The sequence below is a fragment of the Bradyrhizobium sp. GCM10028915 genome (assembly GCF_042666195.1).
Lineage (GTDB): Bacteria > Pseudomonadota > Alphaproteobacteria > Rhizobiales > Xanthobacteraceae > Bradyrhizobium > Bradyrhizobium canariense_D.
In genome coordinates this window covers 190,425-215,374 of the sequence record NZ_JBHTFN010000021.1, presented here as the reverse complement: position 1 = coordinate 215,374, position 24,950 = coordinate 190,425, and the positions used below count along the sequence as shown (strand labels likewise).

Annotated in this window: 28 protein-coding genes; 10 read left to right on the top strand and 18 right to left on the bottom strand. The window is 64.3% G+C overall.

All coding sequences use genetic code 11. The features are described 5' to 3' along the window. Positions 1–2: 2 nt before the first annotated feature. The gene (locus ACFQX9_RS12875) at positions 3–998 is read right to left on the bottom strand and encodes a glycerophosphodiester phosphodiesterase (protein WP_377788779.1); all 996 of its coding nucleotides are present in this window, start codon (positions 996–998) and stop codon (positions 3–5) included. A gap of 159 nt (positions 999–1,157) precedes the next feature. Between ACFQX9_RS12875 and ACFQX9_RS12870 the strand changes: the two genes are divergently transcribed. The 3 genes from ACFQX9_RS12870 to ACFQX9_RS12860 are packed head-to-tail and all read left to right on the top strand — an operon-like array spanning position 1,158 to position 4,532. Beyond that, a complete protein-coding gene (locus ACFQX9_RS12870; RefSeq protein WP_377788777.1) occupies positions 1,158–2,117 on the top strand; it encodes an acyl-CoA desaturase in 960 nt (319 codons plus the stop codon). A gap of 44 nt (positions 2,118–2,161) precedes the next feature. After that, the gene (locus ACFQX9_RS12865) at positions 2,162–3,544 is read left to right on the top strand and encodes an MBOAT family O-acyltransferase (RefSeq protein ID WP_377788776.1); all 1,383 of its coding nucleotides are present in this window, start codon (positions 2,162–2,164) and stop codon (positions 3,542–3,544) included. A 25-nt stretch (positions 3,545–3,569) separates the two neighbouring features. Continuing rightward, positions 3,570–4,532 carry a hypothetical protein gene (locus tag ACFQX9_RS12860; RefSeq protein ID WP_377788774.1) on the top strand — a complete coding sequence of 321 codons (963 nt, stop codon included), beginning with the start codon at positions 3,570–3,572 and terminating at the stop codon, positions 4,530–4,532. A gap of 6 nt (positions 4,533–4,538) precedes the next feature. Here the strand turns inward: ACFQX9_RS12860 and ACFQX9_RS12855 are convergent, their stop codons facing one another. The 3 genes from ACFQX9_RS12855 to ACFQX9_RS12845 are packed head-to-tail and all read right to left on the bottom strand — an operon-like array spanning position 4,539 to position 7,549. Beyond that, entirely contained in the window at positions 4,539–6,239 is a 1,701-nt protein-coding gene (locus tag ACFQX9_RS12855) for a fatty acyl-AMP ligase (RefSeq protein ID WP_377788772.1), read from the bottom strand. A gap of 24 nt (positions 6,240–6,263) precedes the next feature. Beyond that, positions 6,264–6,737 carry an acyl carrier protein gene (locus tag ACFQX9_RS12850; RefSeq protein ID WP_377788770.1) on the bottom strand — a complete coding sequence of 158 codons (474 nt, stop codon included), beginning with the start codon at positions 6,735–6,737 and terminating at the stop codon, positions 6,264–6,266. A gap of 5 nt (positions 6,738–6,742) precedes the next feature. Continuing rightward, positions 6,743–7,549 carry a L,D-transpeptidase gene (locus ACFQX9_RS12845; protein WP_377788768.1) on the bottom strand — a complete coding sequence of 269 codons (807 nt, stop codon included), beginning with the start codon at positions 7,547–7,549 and terminating at the stop codon, positions 6,743–6,745. A gap of 305 nt (positions 7,550–7,854) precedes the next feature. Here ACFQX9_RS12845 and ACFQX9_RS12840 point away from each other — a divergent pair, with 305 nt between their 5' ends. Then, entirely contained in the window at positions 7,855–8,178 is a 324-nt protein-coding gene (locus tag ACFQX9_RS12840; RefSeq protein WP_085349135.1) for a hypothetical protein, read from the top strand. Positions 8,179–8,226: 48 nt separating this feature from the next. Here the strand turns inward: ACFQX9_RS12840 and ACFQX9_RS12835 are convergent, their stop codons facing one another. Beyond that, on the bottom strand, positions 8,227–8,988 hold the full coding sequence (locus ACFQX9_RS12835) for an ABC transporter permease (RefSeq protein ID WP_018454266.1): 762 nt from the start codon (positions 8,986–8,988) through the stop codon (positions 8,227–8,229). Continuing rightward, the gene (locus ACFQX9_RS12830; RefSeq protein WP_018454267.1) at positions 8,985–9,908 is read right to left on the bottom strand and encodes an ABC transporter ATP-binding protein; all 924 of its coding nucleotides are present in this window, start codon (positions 9,906–9,908) and stop codon (positions 8,985–8,987) included. Before ACFQX9_RS12830 ends, ACFQX9_RS12835 begins: the two co-directional genes overlap by 4 nt. 280 nt (positions 9,909–10,188) lie before the next feature. Here ACFQX9_RS12830 and ACFQX9_RS12825 point away from each other — a divergent pair, with 280 nt between their 5' ends. Both ACFQX9_RS12825 and ACFQX9_RS12820 read left to right on the top strand, forming a co-directional pair. Then, complete coding sequence (locus ACFQX9_RS12825) at positions 10,189–10,902, top strand: hypothetical protein (protein WP_018454268.1); 714 nt, start codon at positions 10,189–10,191, stop codon at positions 10,900–10,902. A gap of 302 nt (positions 10,903–11,204) precedes the next feature. Then, the gene (locus ACFQX9_RS12820; RefSeq protein WP_377788765.1) at positions 11,205–12,305 is read left to right on the top strand and encodes a putative zinc-binding metallopeptidase; all 1,101 of its coding nucleotides are present in this window, start codon (positions 11,205–11,207) and stop codon (positions 12,303–12,305) included. A gap of 22 nt (positions 12,306–12,327) precedes the next feature. Here the strand turns inward: ACFQX9_RS12820 and ACFQX9_RS12815 are convergent, their stop codons facing one another. Beyond that, positions 12,328–13,179, bottom strand: a complete 852-nt coding sequence (locus tag ACFQX9_RS12815) for an alpha/beta fold hydrolase (protein WP_026232703.1) — start codon at positions 13,177–13,179, stop codon at positions 12,328–12,330. A 124-nt stretch (positions 13,180–13,303) separates the two neighbouring features. Between ACFQX9_RS12815 and ACFQX9_RS12810 the strand changes: the two genes are divergently transcribed. After that, positions 13,304–13,921 (top strand): ABATE domain-containing protein, encoded by a 618-nt coding sequence (locus ACFQX9_RS12810; protein WP_247295147.1) that lies wholly within the window; start codon positions 13,304–13,306, stop codon positions 13,919–13,921. Positions 13,922–14,049: 128 nt separating this feature from the next. After that, positions 14,050–14,982 (top strand): LysM peptidoglycan-binding domain-containing protein, encoded by a 933-nt coding sequence (locus ACFQX9_RS12805; RefSeq protein ID WP_247294832.1) that lies wholly within the window; start codon positions 14,050–14,052, stop codon positions 14,980–14,982. Between the two features lie 336 nt (positions 14,983–15,318). Here the strand turns inward: ACFQX9_RS12805 and ACFQX9_RS12800 are convergent, their stop codons facing one another. The 4 genes from ACFQX9_RS12800 to ACFQX9_RS12785 all read right to left on the bottom strand — a co-directional run bounded on the left by ACFQX9_RS12800 (position 15,319) and on the right by ACFQX9_RS12785 (position 17,748). Next, positions 15,319–15,558, bottom strand: a complete 240-nt coding sequence (locus tag ACFQX9_RS12800; protein ID WP_018454273.1) for a hypothetical protein — start codon at positions 15,556–15,558, stop codon at positions 15,319–15,321. Positions 15,559–15,584: 26 nt separating this feature from the next. After that, positions 15,585–15,902 (bottom strand): hypothetical protein, encoded by a 318-nt coding sequence (locus tag ACFQX9_RS12795; RefSeq protein ID WP_018454274.1) that lies wholly within the window; start codon positions 15,900–15,902, stop codon positions 15,585–15,587. 117 nt (positions 15,903–16,019) lie between these two features. After that, the gene (locus tag ACFQX9_RS12790; RefSeq protein WP_247295145.1) at positions 16,020–16,475 is read right to left on the bottom strand and encodes an Hsp20 family protein; all 456 of its coding nucleotides are present in this window, start codon (positions 16,473–16,475) and stop codon (positions 16,020–16,022) included. Positions 16,476–16,674: 199 nt separating this feature from the next. Further along, positions 16,675–17,748 (bottom strand): tartrate dehydrogenase, encoded by a 1,074-nt coding sequence (locus ACFQX9_RS12785; RefSeq protein ID WP_377788761.1) that lies wholly within the window; start codon positions 17,746–17,748, stop codon positions 16,675–16,677. A gap of 125 nt (positions 17,749–17,873) precedes the next feature. Here ACFQX9_RS12785 and ACFQX9_RS12780 point away from each other — a divergent pair, with 125 nt between their 5' ends. Beyond that, on the top strand, positions 17,874–18,791 hold the full coding sequence (locus ACFQX9_RS12780) for a LysR substrate-binding domain-containing protein (protein ID WP_377788759.1): 918 nt from the start codon (positions 17,874–17,876) through the stop codon (positions 18,789–18,791). Between the two features lie 37 nt (positions 18,792–18,828). After that, entirely contained in the window at positions 18,829–19,653 is an 825-nt protein-coding gene (locus ACFQX9_RS12775; protein WP_085360620.1) for an aspartate dehydrogenase, read from the top strand. Between the two features lie 3 nt (positions 19,654–19,656). On the opposite strand, the gene ACFQX9_RS12770 is transcribed toward ACFQX9_RS12775, so the two are convergent. The 7 genes from ACFQX9_RS12770 to ACFQX9_RS12740 all read right to left on the bottom strand — a co-directional run bounded on the left by ACFQX9_RS12770 (position 19,657) and on the right by ACFQX9_RS12740 (position 24,933). Next, positions 19,657–20,961, bottom strand: coding sequence for a sorbosone dehydrogenase family protein (locus ACFQX9_RS12770; RefSeq protein ID WP_085360621.1), 1,305 nt, complete (start codon positions 20,959–20,961; stop codon positions 19,657–19,659). A 142-nt stretch (positions 20,962–21,103) separates the two neighbouring features. Next, a complete protein-coding gene (locus ACFQX9_RS12765) occupies positions 21,104–21,313 on the bottom strand; it encodes a hypothetical protein (protein ID WP_018454280.1) in 210 nt (69 codons plus the stop codon). A 124-nt stretch (positions 21,314–21,437) separates the two neighbouring features. Then, positions 21,438–22,064, bottom strand: coding sequence for an isoprenylcysteine carboxylmethyltransferase family protein (locus ACFQX9_RS12760; protein ID WP_007600907.1), 627 nt, complete (start codon positions 22,062–22,064; stop codon positions 21,438–21,440). A gap of 30 nt (positions 22,065–22,094) precedes the next feature. Continuing rightward, complete coding sequence (locus tag ACFQX9_RS12755; RefSeq protein WP_018454281.1) at positions 22,095–23,126, bottom strand: NAD-dependent epimerase/dehydratase family protein; 1,032 nt, start codon at positions 23,124–23,126, stop codon at positions 22,095–22,097. A gap of 29 nt (positions 23,127–23,155) precedes the next feature. Continuing rightward, a complete protein-coding gene (locus ACFQX9_RS12750) occupies positions 23,156–23,674 on the bottom strand; it encodes a DUF962 domain-containing protein (protein WP_026232705.1) in 519 nt (172 codons plus the stop codon). A gap of 171 nt (positions 23,675–23,845) precedes the next feature. Next, entirely contained in the window at positions 23,846–24,517 is a 672-nt protein-coding gene (locus tag ACFQX9_RS12745) for an OmpA family protein (RefSeq protein WP_018454283.1), read from the bottom strand. Further along, complete coding sequence (locus tag ACFQX9_RS12740) at positions 24,517–24,933, bottom strand: hypothetical protein (protein WP_018454284.1); 417 nt, start codon at positions 24,931–24,933, stop codon at positions 24,517–24,519. Before ACFQX9_RS12740 ends, ACFQX9_RS12745 begins: the two co-directional genes overlap by 1 nt. Between the last annotated feature and the right edge of the window lie 17 nt (positions 24,934–24,950).

Genomic DNA, 24,950 nt, shown 5'->3' with positions numbered 1-24,950 from the left:
TTCTACGGCTCCACCGGCGTCCCCGCGGGCAACGCGATTGCCTTCTCGCCCGCGACCTGCCGCAACAAATCGGGCCTGTCGGAGATGATCCCGTCGACGCCGATCTCGATCATGCGCGCCATGTCTTCGGGTTTGTTGACCGTCCAGACCACGACACGCAGCCCGAGCGCATGGGTCTCGGCGATCAGTGCCGCGGTCACATCGCCGAAATAGGGTGACCAGACCGCGCCGCCCGCAGCCTTGATGGTCCGCGGCAGCGACCCGCCGTGATCGGCCGGGCTGAAGCCCGCCGTCCAATTGGTCGCCTTGTCCAGCGCCACCGTCTGGCCCGAGCCGCGCTGGAGCGTCAGGTACACCGTCGGCATCTTTGGTGCCCGCTGCTGGACGAGCAGCAGGGTCCGCCAGTCGAACGACTGGATCATGACGCGGTCGGAGAATTTCTCGGCTTCGATCACGCCGAGCAGTTTGGTGACAAAAGATTGCGGATCGAGCGTCTCGTCCGGATGGTTCGGATCGATCTTGGTCTCGATGTTGAAGCGCACGCGCGTATTGCCGGATTTGCGCACCAGCGCGAACAGCTCGCTCAAGGTCGGAATGCGGGTCCCGGGCATGGCGCGCTGGTCGGGGAATTGCTTCGCGTAAGGGCTGTCTGGCCGGATCTGGCCGACGTCATAGGTCCTGACGTCGGCGAGCCGCAGTTTCACGAAGGGAGTGCCGGGAGGCGTGACGTAGGCGCCGTTCGCATCCCGCGTGATATCAGGATTGAGCCCGCGCTCATGCGAGACGACGACTTCGCCGTCGGCGGTGATGCCGACATCGAGCTCCAGCGTGTCCACGCCGATCGACAGCGCGTTGGCGAAGGCCGGAAGCGTGTTTTCCGGCAGCAGTGCCCGCCCGCCGCGATGGGCCTCGAGGTCGAAAGCCGAATCAAATGCCATGGCCGGTCCCGCAATGAGAAGTGACAGTACGGTCAAGATCGTCGCAGCACGTGACGGCATGGCGGCTCGTGGGGCAAGGGAAAGGGGCGATATTTCAACGCGTTTGGCGCGTCCGGCCGATTGTATAGGTTTTCGTGGCTGTTGAAACCTTGGGCGGCGGCTTGGGTTGCGGCCGCCGCGGGGGTATGTACTCATAGTCGGTGCCCTGGAATCCCGCCCGTGCAGCAGCAACGCGATCATCGAATTATCCGCAGCCGGCATTTTCGCCGGATGCAGCGCCGGCATTTCATGATCTTCGACGTTTTGCCCTTCGTCGGCACGCTGCTGGCGCTGGTCCTTCTGTTCTACCGCCCGATCGGCGCGATGGAGCTTGGCCTGTTCGTCGGCTTCTGGCTGGTCACCGGCCTCGGCCTTACCGTCGGCTATCACCGGCTCTTCACCCACCGCGCCTTCGCGACCTCCACGGCGATGAGTGCGATCCTGGTCGTGATGGGATCGATGGCCGGCCGCGGTCCCATGCTGTCCTGGGCGGCAATGCACCGCCGGCACCACGAATTGTCCGATCACGACGGCGATCTGCATTCGCCGCGGCTGCACGGCAAGGGCGCATTCGGCCGCCTGCGCGGCTTCCTGCACGCGCATTTGACCTGGATGATCGCGCACGATTATCCCAATGTTGCGCACTATGTTCCGGATCTGATGGCGGATCGCAGGCTGGTTGCCGTCAACAGCTACTATTACAGTTGGGTCGGTCTCGGCCTGGTGCTGCCGGCCGCGATCGGCGGCCTCGCCACGATGAGCCCGTGGGGCGCACTGACCGGCTTGCTCTGGGGCGGCGTGGTGCGCATGTTCGTGGTCGAGCAGACCATGTCGGCCATCAACTCCGTGATGCACAGCTTTGGCGCGCAGCCGTTCGTCACCCGCGACGACAACAGCCGCAATCTCGGCGTGGTGGCCTGGCTTGCCTGGGGCGAGGGCTGGCACAACAACCACCACGCCTTTCCCTATTCCGCGGCCTTCGGCTTGCGCTGGTTCGAGTTCGATCCGGGCTTTGTCTTCATCCGGGCGCTGGAAGCGCTGGGACTGGCCTGGGACGTCAAGGTGCCGAGCGAGGAGAAGATTGCGCGACGCATGCTGCGGCAGCCGGGTGACGCTGCGCCCGACCTCGAAACGGGCTGAGCATCATCGCCGGCTCACGCCGGCGATGGCGCGGCTGTGAACCGATGCTGTTCAACGACTATCCCTTTCTCCTGGTCTTCCTGCCCGCGGCGCTGCTGATCTATCGCTTGGCCGACCCCTATCCGGGCTTGCGCATCGGCGTGCAGGTCGCGCTGTCGCTCGCCTTCTATGCCTGGGGTAGTCCGTCCTTCATCCTGCTCCTGATCGGCTCGATCGCGATCAACTGGCTCGCCTCGGTTGCCTATGGGCGCGTGAAATGGCCGGTGCTGCTGACGCTGGTGATCGGGCTCGATCTCGCGGTGCTGGCGCTGTTCAAATACGCCAACTTCGTTCTCGCTAATCTGGGTCTCGTGCTCGGTGCGACGCTGCCGGTGCTCGACGTCGGGCTGCCGCTCGGCATCTCCTTCTTCACCTTCCATCACATCATGTATCTGGTCGACCTGAAGCGCGGCAGGGCGCCGCTCTATGCGTTCGACCGCTATGCGCTCTACATCGCCTTCTTCCCGCAGGCGATCGCCGGCCCCCTGGCGCGCTGGTCGGAGGTGATGCATCAGTTCGGCAGGCAGGTCTACGTTCCGGGCTGGCAGCGTCAGTTCTGCATCGCCACCTGCTTCATCGCGATCGGCCTGTTCGAGAAAATCGTGATCGCCGACGGCCTCGCGCATCTGCTCGATCCCATCTACGCGCAGGCCGCGAACGGGCCGCTCGCGGGCGGTGACGCCTGGCTCGCCTTCTGCTTCTCCTTCCAGATCCTGTTCGATTTCTCCGGCTATTCCGACATCGCGATCGGCCTCGGCCTGCTGTTCGGCGTGCAGCTGCCGTACAATTTCGATGCGCCGCTGCGCTCGACCAACATCCAGGATTTCTGGCAGCGCTGGCACATCACCCTGATGCTGTTCCTGCGCGATTACGTGTTTTATCCGCTGGTCAATCTGCGCCTGCTGCCGCGGCGCTGGCTGCCGGTGCAGTTTTTCGGCGCGATGATGATCACGATGGCGCTGTGTGGCCTCTGGCACGGCGCGAGCTGGACCTTCGTGCTGTGGGGCGTGCTGCACGGGCTTGCGCTGGTCGCCTGCACGCTGTGGCGTCGCTATGGCCCGGAGTTCCCGTCATGGCTCGGCTGGGCGCTTACCGTGCTGTTCGTGCTCGCGACCGGCGTGATCTTTCGTGCGGGATCGGTGGAGGCGGCCTGGCATGTCTTCGCCGGACTGGCTTCGCCGCTCCCGCTCGAGCGCGGAAAGCATTTGTGGCCGCTAATCGCAGCGCCGCTGTTCGCCTTCCTGCTGCCGGCGAGCCAGGACATCGTGGCGGTGCTCACGCGCCGTCCCAATCCGTGGCTCGCGGGTCTGCTCGGTCTTGGGCTATTCGCATTGCTGCTTCACATGGGTGGTCGGGATCTCCATGAGTTCGTCTACTTCAAGTTCTGAGACCGATCCCGGCTGGGGCCGGAGCTTGCTGGCGTGTCTGGGCACGCTGATCGGGGCTGCGCTGCTGGTGCTCGCACTGATGGTGGCGGTCGATCCCTATGACAGCGGCAAGCTCGGCCTGCTTGGCATCGACGGCGTCGATAATCGTCTGACCAAAATCACGGCCGCGAGCCGCGCGCGGGATCCGGATTTCAATGCCGCGATCCTGGGTAATTCGACGGCGCAGATGATCGAGCCGGCGGAATTGTCGCGCGCAACCGGCCTGCGATTCGTGCAGCTCTACATGACCGGTGCGTTCCCCCGCCAGGAACTCGCGGTGCTGGACTTCTTCCTGCGGAATCACCGGGAGGTCGGCGCACTGGTGATCGTGACTGACCCTGGCTGGTGCACGCATGCACGGGCGAAGGAGGAGGGCGGCGTCCCATTCCCCGACTGGCTCTATGACAGAACCGTCGTCACTCACGCTGCACGCCTGATCTCCTGGCAGGCCATCGAGCACGCCTTTCAACGCATCAGCATCGGCCTTGGCCGGCGACCAAGGATGAACCCCGACGGCTTTGTCAGCTACGAGGACATCTGGCCGCCGGGCCAATTCAAAGAAGTCGGCTGGCCCAGGGATCCGGCGCCGGCCTCGTCTGCCGAGATGCGGGCGACATTTCCCGAGATCGCTGCGCTGGCAGATATCGTCAGGGCATTGCCGGCCGATGTGCCCGTCGTCATCATCGTGCCGCCGACCTTGGCGACCACCGTGCCGAAGCCCGGTACGGAAGCCGCCTTGGAGCGCAGCGCCTGCGATGCCGCGCTGAAGAAAGTGGTCGCGGGCCGACCGCGCAGCAATTTCATCAGCTATCGCGTCGACAACGATCTCACGCGCGACCGCGCCAATTTTGCCGACTTCATCCATTATCGCCCAATTCTCGCGCGCAAGATCGAGCAGGGGATCGATGCGAGCCTGCGCGATGGGGAGAGCGCGAAGATCGATTTCTGAATCGTCTCAGCCGAGCTGTTCGAAATCGCCATCGAGCCAGAGCTTGCGTGCCAGCTTGCGCTGGATCTTGCCGCTGGTGGTCTTCGGCAGCGTGCCGGGCCGGATCAGCGCGATGTGACGCGCGGAGAGTTCGTGGTTGTCGGCGACGGCCTCGCGAATTCGGCCCTTGATCGCTTCGGTGTCGATCGAGTGGCGCGCGGTGCGCTCGATTTCCTGGACGATGACGAGCATTTCTTCGCCGGTCTCGTCCGGCACCGAGAACGCCGCGCCGCAGTTTTCGCGCAAAGCTCCATTGAGCGATTGCACCGTGCGCTCCACGTCCTGCGGATAATGGTTGATGCCACGGATGATGATGAGGTCCTTGATCCGTCCCGTGACGAACAATTCGCCTGTGACGTCGATGAAGCCGAGGTCGCCGGTGCGCAGCCACGCTCCGTCTTCGCCGGCAATCTGCGCATTGAGCCCCTCGCGCGTCGCCTCGTCGTTGCGCCAATAGGCGCGGGCAATATTGGCCCCACTCACCCATATCTCACCGACGCGGTCCGCGGGCAGCCGCGTGCGGTTGTCCGCGTCCACGATGGCGATCCGTTCGCCGGTGAGCGGGCGCCCGCAGCCGACGGCGACCTGTGTATCTTCGGCGTCGGAAGGCGCCTGCGCCGCATGCGCCTGCAGCGCCGTGCGGCTCACGCTGCGTGTGACATGACCGCCGCCACGGCGTCCGCCGGAAATCAGGAGCGTCGCTTCCGCCATTCCGTAGGCGGGATACATTGCGCGCGGATCGAAGCCGTGGGGCGCAAATGTCTGGATGAACCGCTCGATGGTTTCCGCATGCACCGGTTCTGCGCCGTTCAGTGCGATCCTGAGCGAGGACAGCTCGATGCCTTCCATCTGGTCGGCGCGATAGCGGCTGACGCAGAAATCGAAGCCGAAGTTCGGGCTGCATGCCACTTCCGCGCGATAACGCGCGATCGCGCGCAGCCAGCCGAGCGGCCGCTGCATGAACGCGTTCGGCGCCATCAGTACGCAGGTCGCGCCGACATAGAGCGCTTGCAGCGCGTTCAGGATCAGCCCCATGTCGTGATAGAGCGGCACCCAATTGACGTAAGTCGATTGCCGGCTGTTGCCGAGCGCGAGCCGGATCATCTCGAGATTGGCGAGCAGATTGGCGTGGCTCACCATTACGCCTTTGGGCGCGGACGTCGAGCCGGAGGTGTATTGCAGGAAGGCGATGTCGTCCGGCGCCGGCTCGGGTAATTCGATTGTCTCACCTTCGGCCGCGGCGAGATCGACCTCGATCCAGCGAATGTGCTCATGCGCGAAGCGTGCCCGCAAATCACCGCGGAGCGCGACGGCCGAATTGGTCAGCGCCACCGCCGGCGTGCAATTGGCGAGGATCGCGGCGCTGGCATCGCGCGCGCCGTTTCGCCGCGGCATCATCATCGGCACGGCGATGATGCCGGCCATCAGACAGCCGAAGAACGCCACCATGAATTCGATGCCGGGCGGAAACACCAGGATGGCGCGATCGCCGGGACGCGCGGCCACGGTCAGTCGCGACGCGAGCGCGCCCGCGGCATCGTGCAGCTGTCGAAAGCTGAGGACAGCGTCCTCCGTCCCGCGATCGGAGACGAAGACATAGGCGCGGTCGTCGGCCTGCTCCGCCGCACGCCGGGCCAGCAATGCCACGAGCGAGCGGAAGGTTTCCATGGGTTGCGCCGACTTCAACCGCCCTCAGGCGGCGGGGCGGATTGCGCGCTTGTCGGCGAGAAACCGCGACAACGCCTCAACGGTCGGATGGTCGTAGAAGTCGTCCGTCGACAGCTCGAGGTCGAGCTTCTCCTCGAGTTCCATCATCAGGTAGACCAGCATCGCCGAATCGAGGCCGAGGCGGCTGAATTTCGTGCCGATATCGACGCGGTCGCTCGAAATTCGCAGGATATTTGCCAGGGCGGTAACGCAGAAATCCGAAATCTGCTCGCGTGTCATGTCATGTCCCAGAAACAATGGGAACGACAATAGGGGCGCCCCCCTGGTTGTCAATTTGGTCGGAACGCCGCCGCGTTGAAGGTTGTGGACTGTTGCTTCCTTGCGTCGGCCGGTGCCCAATCCGTGCAGGGGCTGGCGCCATTTCCTGCGGTCGATTGCGGCAAGCGCCCGTCGCGGCAGCGGCTTCCTGATTCGCTGGCGCGGCAACGCCGCGTTCAAGTAGGTCAGTTCTGGTAGTAATAGCCACGCGGTTGGTAAACCTGCCGGGGCTGCGGCTGATAGTAGGTGCCCTGCTGGCCGTAGCCCTGATTGTAGTATTGCTGCGGCTGCGGCTGATAGACCTGTGCGTCATAGAGCGGGCGGCTGCCGCGCGGCGCGGGGTAGCGCGCGCCGGTGTCGCTGCCGTCGGCCGGATAGATGTAGTTGTCGTCTTGCGGCATGTAGCGGCGGGCAGGTGCGGCCTGAGGCGTCAGGTTCACGGGATCGCCTGATGTGGCGTACTGCTCTTCGGCGGGCTGCGGCGCGCGGGCCACTGCCGTGGGAGTGCGGCCACGCGGATTGCGGGCGAGCGCCACCTGCGCCGAGCCGGTCAGCGTTACCGTGGTGTTGAGCACGCCCTGCTGCTGCACTAGCGCGTAGAGCGTGGTGGCATTCTGGCGCGACAGCCGCACGCAGCCATGCGAGGCGGGCGTGCCGAGCCGGCCGACCGAGTCGGTGCCGTGGATGGCGTGCCCGACCTTGGTGAAGAAGATCGCGTGCGGCATCGGCGCGTCGTCGAATTCCTTGGAATAGTGATCCTCTTCCATGCGGAAGGCGCGGAACGCGCCGTTCGGCGTCTCCCGCGAGGGGATGCCTGTCGACACCGGCCAGTGGTAGCGCGCGACGCCGTCGACGGCGACGGTCATCTGCTGATTGTCCTTGTCGACGGTGATGTCGACCTTGGCCTGCGCGGCGCCCGCGCTCAAAAGCATCAGGGAGGTGAAAGCAATAAAAAACGAACGCATCTGACTCGTGGCCTCCGGCCTGTTCATACTAGGCGCCGCGGCTCTCCGTCCCCCGGCGTGCATTATGCCTGCAATCGCGCTTTCGTTCCAGCGGCCTGCAAAGCTAACCTTATTGCCATCGTTAACGGGACGCCCGGCGTAAGCAAGGCCGCTTTGTGCCGCAAAGCGAGCGGAAGCGCTGACATTTTCGCGAGCGGGAGATGCGTTCACAACGCCGACAATTCATCACAATGGTGCAACCATCCGGGGCGCAACCATTTGGCCGCATCGGCGTTGACGATCGCTGCCTCGACCGGCCGCTTCCGCGGCCGGTTTTACCTTTGGGAATGAAGATGAACAAAGTTTGCGTCGCCGCCGCTTCTCGGCCGGCTGGTCTGCCTTTCCGTGTGCTCTTCGCTGGCGCGGCCGTTCTGGCCGCGCTGTCCTGCGTCCCCCAGCCTGGCCATGCCCAAGGCATCGTTCGGGGCGCCCAGGAAGGTTCTTACGAAGGCAACCGGATCGCCGGCCCCGTCGGCGGCGTGGTTGGGGGCGCGGTCGGCGCCGGTGTCGGCGGTGCCGTCGGCGCGGTCGAGGGGGTGTTCGGCATTCCCCATCGCGGCCACCGTCGGTGTCGCGGCTATTACGACGGATACAACCGCTTCCACTGCTATCGGTAGAGCTTGCGATTCCGGGGCGCGCGCGTGCCCCCCGGAATGACGGCCGGATCAGTTCTTCAACCGATATCCCGTGCGGAAAATCCACCAGATCACGACCAGGCAGATCACCAGGAACGCCGTTGTCATGCCGATGCTGACGGCCATGCTGACGTCCGCGATCTCGTAGAAGCTCCAGCGGAAGCCGGAGATCAGATAGACGACCGGATTGAGCAGCGCCACCGTGCGCCAGGCGGGCGGCAGCATGTCGATGGAATAGAAGCTGCCGCCGAGGAAGGTCAACGGCGTCACCACCAGCATCGGGATCATCTGCAGCTTTTCGAATCCGTCGGCCCAGATGCCGATGATGAAGCCGAACAGGCTGAACGTCACCGCCGTCAGCACAAGGAAGGCCAGCATCCAGACCGGATGATGGATGTGCAGCGGCACGAACAGGCCAGCCGTGGCGAGGATGATCAGGCCGAGGATGATCGATTTGGTCGCGGCCGCGCCGACATAGCCGAGCACGATCTCGAAATAGGAGATCGGCGCCGACAGGATCTCGTAGATCGTGCCGGTGAATTTCGGGAAGTAGATGCCGAACGAGGCGTTGGCGATGCTCTGCGTCAGCACCGAGAGCATGATCAGGCCCGGCACGATGAAGGTGCCGTAGCTGACGCCCTCGACCTGGCTGATGCGCGAGCCGATCGCGGCGCCGAACACCACGAAATACAGCGAGGTCGAGACCACCGGCGAGACGATGCTTTGCAGCAGCGTGCGCCAGGTGCGCGCCATTTCGAACAGGTAGATGGCGCGGACAGCGCGGTAGTTCATGACGCCCTCACGAGATCGACGAAGATGTCCTCGAGCGACGATTGCGTCGTGTCGAGATCGTTGAAGCGGATGCCGGCTGTACGGAGATCGCCGAGCAGGCTGGTGATGCCGGTGCGCTCGCCCTTGGTGTCGTAGTCGTAGACCAGCGTCGCGCCGCCGTCGCAGAGGTCGAGCTCGTAATGCCTGAGGCTCTCCGGCAGCGCATCGAGCTTGCCTTGCAGATGCAGCGTCAGCCGCTTCTTGCCGAGCTTCTGCATCAAGGTGGCCTTGTCCTCGATCAGCACGATCTCGCCCTTGTTGATGACGCCGATGCGGTCGGCCATCTCCTCGGCTTCCTCGATGTAATGCGTGGTCAGGATGATGGTGACGCCGGATTGCTGGAGCGTGCGCACCACCTCCCACATGCCCTTGCGCAGTTCGACGTCGACCCCGGCGGTCGGCTCGTCCAGGAACAGGATCTGCGGCTCGTGCGACAGCGCTTTGGCGATCATCACGCGACGCTTCATGCCGCCGGAGAGCGTGATGATCTTGCTGTCCTTCTTGTCCCACAGCGAGAGGTCTTTCAGCACCTTCTCGATATGATCGGGGTTCTTCGGCTTGCCGAACAGCCCGCGGGAGAAGCTCACGGTCGCCCACACGCTCTCGAAGGCATCGGTGTGCAATTCCTGCGGCACCAGCCCGATCAGCGAGCGCGCCTTGCGATAGGAGGTCTGGATGTTCTCGCCGCCGACGAGGACCTTGCCTTCGCTCGGATTGGCAATGCCGCAGATGATCGAGATCAGCGTGGTCTTGCCGGCGCCGTTGGGGCCAAGCAAGGCGAAGATTTCGCCGCGCGTGATGTCGAGATTGACGTTCTTGAGCGCCTTGAAGCCGGACCCATAGGTCTTCGACAAATTGGCGACGGAAATGATGGAGGACATGATGGCCGCAAGTCTGAGGGGCTAAGGCTGGGGAGGGGAGGCTGGAACCTACCGGGAGGGGCGGGTCAGCGGAGCCCTGACATAGGAAGGCCCTTGCGCGGCTGCAATTAGCGGGAGAAAAATGGCCTCGAAACAGCTCCTTCCGTGGCAGGTTTCGGGCAAGTGTTGCGCGATGGTCACGGCTTGATGCTAAGATCGTCGTTCACGCGGCTCTTTGTTGCGTCTGCGAGCAGGCCATGGCTACGATTCCGGCCGAAGCATATTCCCAGGGAAAAGATCGATGAGACCGAACGGCCGTCACACCGCTGGCGTCAGCCAGTTGTCCGCCCTCCGTGCCTGGGCGATGGGCCTGCTCCTGCTGTCAGCTGTTGCCATCAGCCCGACCACCGCCAAGGCGGCGCCAAGCCAGGCTGCCGTCGCGACCACGCATGTCTACCTGCTCCGCGGCGTGCTCAACATCTTCTCGCTCGGGCTCGACACGATCGGCGCCCGGCTCCAGGCGCAGGGCATCCCGGTGACCGTGGCGAATTTCGTGTCCTGGTCCTCGCTCGCGGATGAGGCCGCGACCGCCTACAAGGCCGGCCGGCTCAAGACCATCGTACTGGTCGGGCACTCCTCCGGCGCGACTGCGCTGCCAGACATGATCGCCAAGCTCAACCGTCTCGGCGTGCCCGTGAAACTCGCGATCGGGCTCGACTCCGTGTTCAAGACCAAGCTGTCGACCGGCGCGGAGCGCTACATCAACATCTATATCGGCGACGGCCCCGGCGAGCCGGTGAAGCGCGCGGACGGTTTTCGCGGCAAGCTCGACAATGTCGACGTCCGCGGCTCCGGCGTCGGCCACATCTCGATCGACAAGAACGAAGCGATCCAGCGCCGCGTGATTGCCGAGATCGACGCCGCAATCATGCGCTCGCGCGCACCGGCTCCGGTTGCCGAACCCGGCGCGCCCAGGTCGGCGCGCTCGGCGGCGGCAACGGCTCCCCGGAATTAAGCCGTTCGCCGCAAGCAGGTGAATTGACAATGCCGCCGTCACGCCGACGGCGGCATTGTCGTATCTGCACAAGCCAAGCTCGATCACCTGCCGGTCGAGGAAGGGAACTCGGCGTACGATCTGGTGTTGTTACAGCATGACAAGCGGACGAAACGTCGGCCCCATGGCGGTTCAGCCCGAGCGGACGTGGGCCGGTCGGCCTGTTTCCGAAAATGTCCTTGAGAAAAAGCCGCAGCCTCAATCGAGCCAGTTGAGCGCGACGCGAGCCGGCTTGTTAAGACAGCACGCGCTGCGGACGCAGCGTGCGTTGCTCGCCGGCAACAGCGACGGTCGCAAGAGTTCCTCGAAGTGCAAGAGTTCCTCGAATTGACAGGCCGGCCTTCCGGTGTGCCGTCTGTCTGGGGCCAGTCCACGTGAAGATCTTTCAGTGCCCGTCATGCCGCCATCCTGTCTCGTTCGAGCACATCGCGTGCGCGATTTGCAGCACTGAGCTGGCGTTCGACTCCTCGCGCATCGAGATGACTAGGCTTGCATCCCATCAATCTTGCCGTAACCGCGAGATCATCGGCTGCAACTGGTGTGTCGAGGGCGCGGACTGGTATTGCGGCTCGTGCCGCCTCACGCGCACAATTCCAAACCTCGGCAGCACCAGAAACATCATGCTCTGGCGCCGTATGGAGGAAGCCAAGCGCCGTCTTCTCTATGATCTCAGTCGCCTCAAGCTTCCGCTCGCATCGCGCACCGGCGCAGAATTGGCTTTCGACATTCTTTCGGACGAGGTCGGTCCGATCGTCACGGGGCATCTCTCGGGCCTGATCACGCTCAACCTTGCGGAGGCCGACGATGTCGAACGAGAATCTCGCCGCGTGGCGTTCCGGGAGCCGTACCGCACGCTGCTCGGGCATTTCCGGCACGAGATCGGTCACTTCTATTGGGACCTGCTCGTCGACGGCACGACATTCCAGGCCCCGTTCAAGCTGATCTTCGGTGACCAGGCGCAGGACTATCAGGCCGCGATCAACTCCTATTACAGCCGCGCCGATCGTTCATACGACCGAAGCGGCTTCATCAGCGAGTACGCCACGTCCCACCCCTGGGAGGATTGGGCGGAAACGTTCGCGCATTTCCTGCATATCGTGTCGACGCTCGACTCGCTGGCAGGTTTGCCGTTGGCGCTGGACGAGCGCGCCCGGCAGACCCTGACGGATCCCTATCTCGAGAGCGACTTCGAGGCACTCTTGGCACTGTGGATGCCGCTTGCTCGCAGCATCAACGAACTCAACCGCTCGCTCGGGATGAGCGATGCATATCCCTTCGACATATCGCCGGCGGTCAAAGGCAAGCTGCATCTCGTCCATATGGCGATCAGCGCATTCCGCGCTCAGCAGAGCCTGGCGGCGTAACTTTCGCGGAGGACAGCCCCCGTTACGTCAGGAAGGTACGAATGCTGTCCGCGATTTCCTTCGCGTGCGTCTCCAGCGCGAAATGACCGGTGTCAAAGAACTGCACCACGGCGTTCGGATTATCGCGCTTGAACGCTTCGGCGCCGGGCGGAATAAAGAATGGGTCGTTCTTGCCCCAGACCGCGAGGAACGGCGGCGTGTGCTTGCGGAAATAGTCCTGGAAGGCCGGATAGAGCGCGACGTTGCTCTTGTAGTCGCCGAACAGGTCGAGCTGCACGTCGTCCGAGCCCGGGCGCGCAAGGTAGAAATTGTCGAGGTTCTGGCCGTCCGGTGACACGGTCATCGGATCGGGGACGCCATGCGTGTACTGCCAGCGCGTCGCTTCCGGCGTGAGGAGCGCGCGTAGCGCGTCGCGATTGGCCGGCGACGGATCCTGCCAATAGGTCTTGAGCGGAGTCCAGTCGTCGCTGAGCCCTTCCTCGTAGGCGTTGCCGTTCTGTGAGATGATTGCCGTGATCCGCTCGGGGTGACTGAGCGCAAGCCGGAAACCAGTCGGCGCGCCGTAATCGAAAACGTAGACCGCGAAACGGTCGAAGCCGATCATTTCGGTGAAGCGTTCGATCACGCGCGCGAAATTGTCGAACGTGTAACGGAAGCTTTCGCGCGAAGGCATGTCGGATTGGCCGAAGCCGGGAAGGTCGGGCGCCACGATATGAAACCTGTCCGCCAGCAGCGGAATGAGGTCACGAAACATGTGGCCTGCGCTGGGGAAGCCGTGCAGCAGCAGGAGTTTTGGCGCTCCGACACGACCGGCCTCGCGATAGAACACCTTGAAGCCCTCGACATCCGCGGTGCGGTACGCGATTGCGGCCATGACATTCTCCATCTTAGTAACCACTAAATTGCCTACTAAGAGGTTACGTCTCCTTACCGTAACTTGTCAACGCCGTTCTATCAGGTTATCTGAGTCCATGCTCCCGACCGGCCAAGGACCGCTCATGGACCGCCCGCCCGCCATGTTCATCGCCGACTCTCTCGGCCTCGACTTCCTCAACTCGGTGGCGACGCCGCTCGATACGCCGGTCGACTGGATCGATGATGGTCATGGCCTGATCGACTGGCTGGCGCAGGCGAAGCTGGTGCCCGCGGATGATCTGCACGCGCTGACGGCGCGCGCCACGCCGGACGAGCTGGACAAGGTTGCGGATCAGGCGCGCGCCTTGCGCGAATGGTTCAGGGGCTTCGTGCGCAAGCATGCAGGCCGACCGCTCACGACGGATGCATTGCGCGAGCTCGATCCGTTGAACAGCCTGCTGGAGCGCGACGAAGCGTTCAGCCGGATCGAGCCGGGCCATGCCGATGGCGGCGCTCTGGCATTGCGAATGAGGCGGCGCTGGCGATCGCCGGAGGCGCTATTGCTGCCGGTTGGCGAGGCCATGGCGAAGTTCGTTTGCGACGAGGATTTTTCGAACGTCAAGGCGTGCGAGGGGCACAACTGCACCATGCTGTTCGCTGACCACACGCGCAGACGCGCGCGACGATGGTGCATCATGGCGGTCTGCGGCAACCGCGCGAAACAGGCCGCACACCGCAGCAGGCTCAAGAGCATGCAGTGATTGGGGGGCGAGATGCTGGAATGAGCGCGGATCGAGCCCCGGTTCCGTGCCCCAAATTCCACCCAATCGACCGTCACTAAGCGCCTTTGGGGGAGGCTGCAGCCTCCCGGAGTGGGACTGCTGGACTGATGATCGATTTGAGGCGACTTCTCGCGCTGGCAGCCGTTGCGCTGCTCGCCTTGAGCACCGGGACGACCGCTGCCTCACCTGCCAAGACGAAGCCCGCCGCGGCCGCACCCGCCGCGCCGCCGCCCCCACCGTTCGAGCCATTGCCGCCGCCGAAGATCTACCTGTTCCGTGGCGCCATGGGGCCGTTCTTCTCCACCGGCATGGACCGGCTCGAAGAGAAGCTGACGCAGGCCGGCTTTTCGGCCAACGTCTATGAATTCACCATCTGCCGATGGATCGGCGATCGTGCGATCTCCAGCTACAAGGAAGCGCCGGCGCCGATCGTGCTGATGGGGCATTCGATGGGCGGGCTTTGCTCGATCGTCATCTCCGAGATGGCGGCCAAGGAGAACATCCCGATCAGCCTCGTCATCACCATCGATCCCGCGCATGCGACCGGCGACGTGCCGCTCAATGTCGAGCGCTTCATCAACATCTATCTCTCCGACAGCGTGCTTGGCGGCGGCAACGTGGTCGCGGTGCCGGGCTATCGCGGTCACTATGCGAGCTATGACCTGAAGGAGAACGCGCGGGTCAGCCACATCAACATCGAGAAGTCCGACGACATCCACCGTCAGATCGTGGACATGGTCACGCAGTTGCCGCGCATTCCGCCCCAGACGCAGGTGGATGCCGTGCCGCTGCGTTATCTCGTGCCGGCGAATACGCTGGTCGAATTGTGGGACAGTGGCGTGCGGCTACCGGTGCGCCGCGGCGACACCATGGAGAGCATCGCGGCAGCCAATCGCGTGCCGCTGTGGTCGCTGGCGCAGAGCAACTCGCTGCCGGAGAACGCGACGCTCACCCCCGGCCAGTCCATCATCGTTCCACGCCACCTGACGCCGCCGGAGCCGACAGCCGCTATGGCGAACCCGCCGCCGGGACGGCGGTAAGCAGTCAGCAACGGAGATGGTCGGGATGGGCTGATGCAGGCACCATCCCTCGCGGCACCTGTCATTCACGCATCTTGTGCCGCGGCAGCCATCTTGATGCGGGTGTCGCCAAGGAGGAGCGAGCCGTGGCGGAAGCCCGGCCCGCCGGGCGATAGGGCGCGGCGAGAAGCATCATAAACAAGGCCCTGTCAGCCGCATATTTGGCAGCGGGTCGGCCATTTTCGAAGCCGTGCATGACCAGGCGTCCTTCCGTCGTGCAGACACGCCATCGCCATGTCCTTCGACCGCACTTCTTCAGGAACACTTCGAATGTCGGGAGGTGTTCGGGCATGTCGATCACCCGTGCCGGCTTGCCGTCAGGCGCGTGGTGGCGTTCCCCATCGCCCGGCTCGGAGCCTGAAAGGTGAGCGGAAAGGCGGAGACGGCGAGCTTCTCGATCGCCGAGCGCTCCTCGGACACACGTCTCTCGATGAACCGCCGTTCGAACTCGGTCAGCTCGGTCTTGAGCAACCGCTGATAGCGGCTGATGTTGCTGCGGTGGCCGCGCAACAAGGCCAGCTCTTCATCAAGCATCATCGCAATCCCCGTTGAGCTGTCGTTGCCTAGGCTGCGAGGCCGGTTCGTTCGACGGATCGCGTGCGGACCGGCTTGCCGCCCGGAGGGCCCTTCGGATGGTGGTCGAGGCTCGCGAGCGCTTCCAGAATTTCGTCGATGGTGACGGCTTTGTCCGAGCCGGGCAGCTCCCGCAATGTCGGGCTCGAGGCGACACTGGCTGCGTCCGAAGCCCAGGACGCTAGGATCGCGCGCTTCTCGCCGATCGACAAAGTTGGATCGGCTATGACGTCGCGGGGATGATCATAGACGGAGCCAGGGTGCAATATCGCGTTCAGATCGATGATGTTGTCGGCATGATCGAGCATGAGAGGTCCTCCTCCTTTCTCTAAAACCTCTGACTTGCATTCGGGTACGCGATCGAAGGCCATGGCCCATCCCGCCCGACGATCGGGCGGGATCACCGGGCCTCCGACAGACCGAATTCAGGCGGCTTTGCCCTCGAGTTGATGCACGTTGCCGGACGGCGCGGCATTGATCGCAATCCGCCGCGGCTTCATGGCTTCAGGGATTTCCCGGACCAGTTCGATCTTGAGCAGGCCGTTTTCGAACGAGGCGCTGTGCACCTGAACATATTCGGCCAGGTTAAACTGCCGCTTGAACGGCCGCGCGGAAATGCCCCGGTAGAGATACTCGCGTTCAGTTCTGTCCGGCTTGTTTCCCTCGACGGTCACCGCGTTCTGCTCGGCCGTCACCGCGACCTCGTTGGGTGAGAAGCCCGCAATCGCAAGCGAAATCTGGTAGCGATCCTCGCCGAGACGTTCGATGTTGTAGGGAGGATAGTTGTCCTCACCGGCACGCTGTGCCGTTTCAACGAGGTCGAAAAGGCGGTCGAAACCAACGGTCGAACGCCACAAGGGAGAGAAGTCGTAAGCGCGCATAGCCAGATCCTCCAAGGAGCAAAATGGATACGAACGACACCGGACACGACCGGTGCCCGTCTCAGCTTCCCGACCCACCAGGCGTCGGGAACGCCACCTCTCGGCGGCAGCGGAAAAATAAAAAAAGCCCGTTTTGGTTTCAAGAGGGGGGCTCAAAATTTTTCGGAAACCCTGGCGCCTCCCGCTGACGTAGCTCGGATTACACGTTCGATCCGTGGATCGCTTCGATCACGGCATCGGTCACGTCCTTCGTCGTCGCCTTGCCGCCGACATCGGGCGTCAGCACGCCGGCCGCGCAGACGCGCTCCACCGCGGCCATCAACCGCACCGCCGCGTCCTTCTCGCCCAGATGCTCCAGCATCTGTGCGCCGGTCCAGAACGTCGCGACCGGATTGGCGATGCCCTTGCCGGTGATGTCGAAGGCCGAGCCGTGGATCGGCTCGAACATCGAGGGGAAGCGGCGCTGCGGGTCGATATTGGCGGTTGGCGCGACGCCGAGGCTGCCCGCCAGCGCCCCGGCGAGGTCGGAGAGGACGTCGGCGTGCAAATTGGTCGCGACAATGGTGTCGAGGCTCTTCGGATGCAGCGTCATGCGCACCGTCATGGCGTCGACCAGCATCTTGTCCCAGGTCACATCGGGGAATTCGGCCGCGACTTCGGCTGCGATCTCGTCCCACATCACCATGCCATGGCGCTGCGCGTTCGACTTGGTCACCACGGTCAGGAACTTGCGCGGGCGCGACCGCGCCAGCTCGAATGCATAGCGCATGATCCGCGTCACGCCGACGCGGGTGAACACCGCGACCTCGGTGCCGACCTCTTCGGGGAGACCCCTGTGGGCGCGGCCGCCCATGCCGGCATATTCGCCCTCGGAATTCTCGCGCACGATCACCCAGTCGAGGTCGCCGACGCCGACATTGCGCAGCGGCGAGGCGACGCCCGGCAAGATCTTGGTCGGCCGCACATTGGCGTATTGGTCAAAGCCCTGGCAGATCGGCAGCCGCAGGCCCCACAGCGTGATGTGATCGGGCACGTCGGGCGCACCGACCGCGCCGAAATAGATCGCGTCGAATTTCTTGAGCTCCGCGAGACCGTCGGCCGGCATCATCACGCCGTGCTTCTTGTAATAGTCCGAACCCCAGTCGAAGGTCTTGATGTTGAAGGCGAGGTCACCGCTGCGGTTGGCCAGCGCCTCCAGCACGCGGACGCCGGCGGAGATGACCTCGGGGCCGATGCCGTCCGCGGGGATCGCTGCAATCGAATGGGTGCGCATGAAGGGCTCCGTCCAGATGTCGGTGGGGTTGCGTAACGCTAGCGAACCTAGGGGCCGGGACTCAATCGGCGCTGGTTTATACAAAAAAATGATATAATCCCGTCACAGGATCAGAGGACCGGTGGATGGAATTGCATCAGTTGCGATGCTTCGTGGCGGCGGCCGAGCAGTTGCATTTCGGCCACGCGGCGCAGCATCTCCAGATGCTGCCCTCCGCGCTGGGCCGCCAGATCAAGCTGCTGGAGCAGGATCTGGACACGCGACTGTTTGCACGGACGACGCGTGCGGTGTCGCTGACGGAAGATGGCGCGACGCTGCTGCGTGATGCCCGTGCCATCCTCGCCCGCGTCGAGGCGGTCGAGACCAACCTGCGCAATCGCGCGCGCGCGGGGGCTGCTCGAAAACTCCGGGTCGGCGCCATCGACAGTGCCGCGGCGGGGCTGTTACCGGCGCTGCTGCGCGATTTTCGCGCAAAGCATCCCGATATCGCAGTGCAGCTCCTGGAAGAGAAGACCGTCCGGCTGCTGCCAAAGATCCTGACCGGCGCGCTCGATCTTGCCTTCGTGCGTCCACCGGCTCAGCGGGACAAGCGGCTCGAATTCCGCGATCTGCTGCAGGAAACAGCCATCGTGGCCTTCCCGCAGCGCCACGCGCTGGCCAAACGCAAGTCGATCACGCTGGCGGAGATCGCCGAGGAGGCGATGCTGGTGCCGGATCGTCGCTCGCGGCCGCACAGCCACGACCTCACGATAAGACTATTCGAGCAGGCAGACCTCACGCCGCGCGTCGTGCAGGTCGCCGACGAGAAGCAGACCATCATCAATCTCGTCGCAACCAGGCTCGGGGTCGCGATCGTGCCGCGCTGGACCATGCGGATGGCGGTGTCAGGCGTGCGCTTCGTGCCGCTGCGGCCAAAGCAGATCGGGCCCGTCGGCCGGCTGCCGCTCGCTGCCGCATGGCTGCGCGGCTCGCGCGACCCCGCCCGCGACGCAATGCTCTCCGTGCTCGAGACGCGCCTGCGCAGCTATGCGCGCGACGCCTGAGGCGCTATGACATCGACTTGGCGAGAGGGGTGATGCGATGGCTGAACGGACAGCTTCGAACGAATTGCGGGTTGCCGTCGCGGGGCTCGGCTCGATCGGCACCAAGATCGCCGCCGCGCTCGATCAGGGCATCGAGGGATTGACGCTCTCCGCCGTGGCGGTGCGCGATCCCGCAAAGCATCAGAAATTGCTCGGCAGCCTGCGTCGTCCGCCATCCGTATTACCGCTCGACCAGCTTGGCGACGCCGCCGACATCGTCGTCGAATGCGCCCCGAGCAGCCAACTCCGCGCGATCGTCGAGCCCGCGGTGAAACGCGGCAGGGCCGCGGTCGTTGTCAGCGTCGGTGGGCTGCTCGACAATTTTGATCTCGTCGATCTCGCCCGGGCCAATGGCGGCCGCATCCTCGTGCCGACCGGCGCGCTGATCGGGCTCGACGCCGTCAACGCCGCCGCGATCGGCACAATTCACTCGGTGAAGATGGTGACGCGCAAGCCGATCGACGGCTTGAAGGGCGCGCCGTTCATCGTCCAGAACAACATCGATATCGACAATCTGCGCGAGCCGCTCAAGCTGTTCGAGGGGACCGCGCGAGAGGCAGCGAAAGGCTTTCCGGCCAATCTCAACGTCGCGGTCGCGCTGTCGCTCGCGGGCGTCGGGCCGGATCGCACCCAGGTGCAAATCTGGGCCGACCCGACCGTGACGCGCAATGTTCATCGCATCGAGGTCGAGTCGGATTCCGCGCGCTTCTCGATGTCAATCGAGAACGTCCCCTCCGAGAATCCCAAGACCGGGTTGATCACGGCACTGTCGGTGATCGCGCTGCTCCGCAAGCAGCGCACCACGCTTAGCGTTGGAACATAACCTTCAAGCGCCCGTCACGCGCCAGATCACGTTGCCGACGTCGTCGGCCATCAGCAGCGATTTCTTGTCGGGACCGATCACGACGCCGACCGGACGGCCGTAGGATTCTTTCTCGTCCGGCGCGAGGAAGCCGGACAGGATGTCGCGTGCTGGACCCGAAGGCTTTCCGTTCTCGAACGGGATGAACACCAGCTTGTAGCCGGACAGCGTGCTGCGATTCCACGAGCCGTGCTGGCCGATCGCCATGCCGTCGGGGAAGCCCGGCAGCGTGCCCGCGGGCATCCAGCACAGGCCGAGCGAGGCGGTGTGACCGCCGAGCGCGTAGTCAGGCGTGAGTGCCTTGGCGACCATCGCCGGATCCTGCGGCACGCGGTCATCCACCGTCTTGCCCCAGTAGCAATAGGGCCAGCCGTAGAAACCGCCATCGCGCACCGAGGTCAGATAGTCCGGCGGCGTTTCGTCGCCGAGGCCATCGCGCTCGTTGACGACGGTCCAGAGCACGTTGGTGCTCGGCTCCCAGGCGAGACCAACCGGGTTGCGCAGGCCGGCGGCGAAGATGCGGTGCGTACCGGCGACGAGGTCGAGCTCGTAGACAGCGGCGCGGCCTTCCTCGACCTCCATGCCCATCTCGCCGATGTTGCTGAGCGAGCCGACGCCGGCATAGAGTTTCTTGCCGTCGGGGCTTGCGAGCAGGCTGCGGGTCCAGTGGCCGCTCGGCTTGAAAGTGGTGAGGCGCTTGCCCGGCGCGGTGATGCGATCGGCATTCGCCACGTACGGGAAGGCCATCACGCCGTCGGTGTTGCCGACATAGAAGGTGTCGCCGACCAGCGCCATGCCGAACGGCTGGCTGAGGTTTTCCATGAACGCGCCGCGATACTCCGCGACGCCGTCGCCATCCTTGTCGCGCAGCAGCGTGATGCGGTTGGCGCTGACGCCGAGCGCGGCGGCGCGCCGCATCGTCGCTTGCATTGCGTAGTGAAACACGGACCGCGGCGCCCCCGCGATCTGCGTCGCCTCCGCGATCAGCACGTCGCCATTGGGCAGCACCTCGATCCAGCGCGGATGGTCGAGGCCGGTCGCGAACGCATTGACCTTGAGCCCGGGTGCGACCGTCGGCTTCTGTCCTTCGCTCCAGCCCCGCGCCGTCGGCATCTTCAGTGTCGGAATGGCGCCTTGCGGTTTTGCTTCGGGAATCGCGGGCGACTGGCCCCAGGCCGGCGCAGGCACGGTGCCTGACAGCTTCCGCCATTGCAGCGCGATGCCGCCGAGAAGCGCAACGAACTGCGCAAAGATGCTGGAAAACGTCATGAGAAGCCCCTGTTTGCGGGCGCATCCAACGGGCTGGCGGGGCAGACGTCAACCTGTGCGATGGGCCGCGGGGCTCTATTCCCGTGGAATGGCAGCCGTTCGAATTTGCATGGGACGAATGCCGGCAAGCGGGGCCCGGAGATCAGTGGCCGATCTGCCGCTCTGCCCGGCGCGCCGCGCGAAAATCATCCAGATGATGGATGTTCGGCGCGAGCGCGGCCTCCCTGGACAGGAGATGATAGACACGCGCCACGGTGCGCTGCTTCTGCTTCGGCCGCCCCGGCGGCAGCGCCCGCGCCTTGCGGACGGCGGCGATCGCGTGCTCGCGAAAATAATCGTAGGCGTCGGACATGGCTCGATGCTCTGCGGTCAGTGGCAGGTATCGAGAGGCTAACGGGCTGGAGGGAAGGCAGTTCCTCTCGCTGTCGTCCGGCGAAGGCCGGGACGACAGCGAATGTGGGGCGCGTCCGCCGCTCTCAGCGCGGCGACAGGAACGGGATGATCATCGGCACGCGGCGGCAATAGGCGCCGTAGGCGTCTTCGCCGAGCTCCTTGGACAGGAACACTTCTTCCATCCGGCCCTTCTGCCACATGCCGAGCGAGATCAGGATCGCGCCGAGCATCGCGGTCACCGTGCCGACCGCGATGCCGGTCACCAGCATGCCGAGGATCAGGCCGGTGTAGATCGGATGGCGTACGATGCCGTACGGGCCGGTGTCGATGACGCGGTGGTCTTGCTTGTGGGTGATGGTGTTGGACCAGAATTGTCCGAGATGCAGCCGTCCCCACCAGGTGAAGGAGATGCCGGCCAGCACGATCAGCGCCACCACGTAGACAGCTGTATTGCTGAACACCCAGAGCGGCTTCTCGCCGAGCACTTCCGCGGTCCATGGCGTGAACAGGATGCCGCCGACCAGGATCGGGATGCGATAGCGGCCGGACTCCAGCGTCATTACCTGCTTCTGGGTGCGGCCCTGCCAGAACGAGGCGCCGACCCAGCTTGCGAGCCAGGCGAGCCAGATCAGGGCGAGCAGTTGCGTCGGCCAAGTCGTGGTCCAACCACCCCAGGCGACAGAGAGAAGCTTGCTGAAATCGAAGGACATGCGGAAAGGTTCTTTGGGTTGGGCGGCAGCTCAGCTGGCGCGCGAGGAGAGCGCGTGATGCTCGATGGCGCCGGAGGCAAGCGCGCCGCCGCGGGCGAGAAGATGGGTGATGGTTTCGCGCAGGACCGGCTCGATCGGGCGCGGCGCGTAGCCGAGTTCGGTGCGCGCCTTGCTGATCGAGAGGTCGCTCGCGGCGAGCGCAATGCGCACGCCCTCGGCGGTGCCGTTGGGCGGCCTGCGCGTGATGCGGTCAGAGAGATATTCAAGCATGATGCCGGACAGCTCGGCCATCTTGCCGGGAACGACGACCGGGAATTGCCGGCGGCCGCTCATCGCGGACATCATCCGCAGAATCTGGCCGAGCCTGACGCAGTCGCCGCCGAGGATGTAGCGCTGGCCGTTACGCCCGCGTTCCATGGTCAGCACGAGGCCCATGGCAACGTCGCGAACGTCGACGAGATTGACCGGGAAGTCGAGATGCGGCTGCACTTTCTTCTGCAGGAAGTACCACAGCATCGCAGTCGGCGGCGTCAGATTGTGGTCGGCAGCACCGATCGGCATGGTCGGGGTGCCGATCACCAGCGGAAAACCTTCAGCTGCGGCCTTCGCGGCGCAATGCTCGGCCAGCGATTTCGACCGCGTGTAGGCGCCCGGCATCGCATCGGCCGGCTGCAGCGCCTCTTCGGCGGGAACACCGTTGAGGTCGGAATAGGGGAATAGGATCGATTCCGTCGAGCAGTGCAGAAAGCGCGAGACCCCGCGCTTCATCGCGGCCGCGAGCACGATCTCGGTGCCGCGGCAATTGACGTCGTGAAAGGCCTGCTTGTCGGCGACCCACATGCCGGGCAGGCCCGCGAGGTGATAGACCTGATCGACCCCAGCAATCGCGGCATCGACCGCGGCACCGTCGAGCACCGAGCCTTGGGCATATTCAACGTCGGCATACGGCGCGGCAGGCGCACGGACGTCGAGAACACGCACCCGCTGCCCACGGGCGCGGAGCGCTTCTACAAGATGATGTCCGATGAAGCCGCTGCCACCGGTAACCAGTACGAGAGCCATGCAGTAGGTTTGCTGTTTCGCGTCTAGAACTATCGGGTTGAAAGGGAATTGGTCGGAGCAGGCGCCAGAATCGCGGCAAGGTCGCGACGGAAGCCCAATGCAATGAATAATTTTGCCATGACAAACATCGGTCCAAGCAGAAAATGCGTGGGGTGGTCGACCATCGACGGCTGCCGCTCCTCGAAAACCTTGTGACCGACGATTTGCGACGCGACGCCGAGCCCGATCAGCACCACAAAAATCGACCACATCATGACGATCGAGACCTGATTGCCAATCGCGGTTGCGACCGAAAGCAGCACGATCATCGAGGCGAGGATGCCGAGCCCGATCCCGGCGTCCAGCATCAGCCAGTAGGCCAGCACCGGCAGGGCAAGAACCATGGCCAGGCTGACCTCGATCCCGAACACCGGGAAATGGACCAGCGTCAGCGGCAGCACGGCGCCGGTGAAGAGCAGGAGGATGCCGACCACGTGCATCGCGCAGTTCCAGGGATCGCGATGATATTCGACGTAGTCGGCCAGCTGACGTTGAAAATAACTGGCCATCTCGGTCTCGTGCGCATGGGGTCGGGCAGGGCGAAAAAAGCCTATAGCACCTGATAGGGCGGTGCACAAACCGGCGTAATTGTCGCGCGAAACCGCGCTGTTGCGCTGTGAGACAGGTCACAAAAGAAACGTGACTTCAAAGGGTTGCGTCAGACGCCGTGGCGCGTCCGCTCAGCGCTTCTTGGCGGGTTTTTTCGCCGCAGGCGCAGGTGTCGCAGCCGGATGCGCAGGCGCTTCCTCCGGTACCTTGGCGTAGGTCAGGATTTGCAACTGGGCGTTGGCGGCTGAGGTCGGCCTGGCCCGGTCGAGAAACTGCTCCTCGCCGAGGCCGATCGGATGCAGCCGCTTGGTCGAGATCTTGAACGTGTTCACCAGCACGTCGCGTATCGCGTCCGCCCGGCGCTGGCTCAGGATCGCGTTGGCCTCGCGCGTCTTCGCGTTGGATTCGACATGGCCGACGATCAGGAACGTGTAGGGCAGCAGCGAGGCATGGACCAGCGCATCGGCGAGGCGGCCGACGGTCTGGTAGGACGCCGGCTGGATGATCGGCGTGTCGGCGTCGAACTGGATCTGCGCAGTGAAGGTCGGCAGATTGACCAGATCAGGCGCGATCAGCGGCCGGTTCACCGGACCGGGATCGTTCTTGATCCTGGCCTTGGCCCGCTCCATCACCTGCAGCTTCAGCGCGGGGAGATCGATCTCGGCGGCTTGTTCGAAATGGTTGAGCTTGCCGACGATGTCGTCGCGGGTTGGCGGCGCCGTCTGCGCTTCCGCTGTGCCCGCGAGCAAAGCGAGGCCGAGCGCGATGCATATTCCGGCGGTGGAAAGCCTCGTCGCTGGCATCACCGATACCCCGCGTCGTCAACGGCCTTCAGGCAATTGTTGCTGATGCCCTTGGGCGTCGAGACCAGGCAGGGGACCGCCTTGCTGGTCTCCTTGGTCGAGCCGCCGCAGACCTTGACGATCTCGCGCTGGCAGACGTTCGCCACGGTGACACGGGCTGCGACGCGCTTCTGGATGGCGTCGAAGGCACCGAGATAATCGCTCTGGCACTGCTGCGAGAGCACGTCGCGGTTGCGCGAGAGGCACTCCTTCAGGCGGGTCGAATCCGGGTTGACGCCGCGGCAATTGGCGACGATTTCCGCGCCGCAACTTTTCGCCAGCAGCCCGATCGCATCGCCAAAGCTCATGGTCTCCGCCGCCGCAAGCGACGGCATACCCAATGCCAGCAAGATCAGTGTGATGGAGCCCCGGACCATGGCCGCATCTGATACGG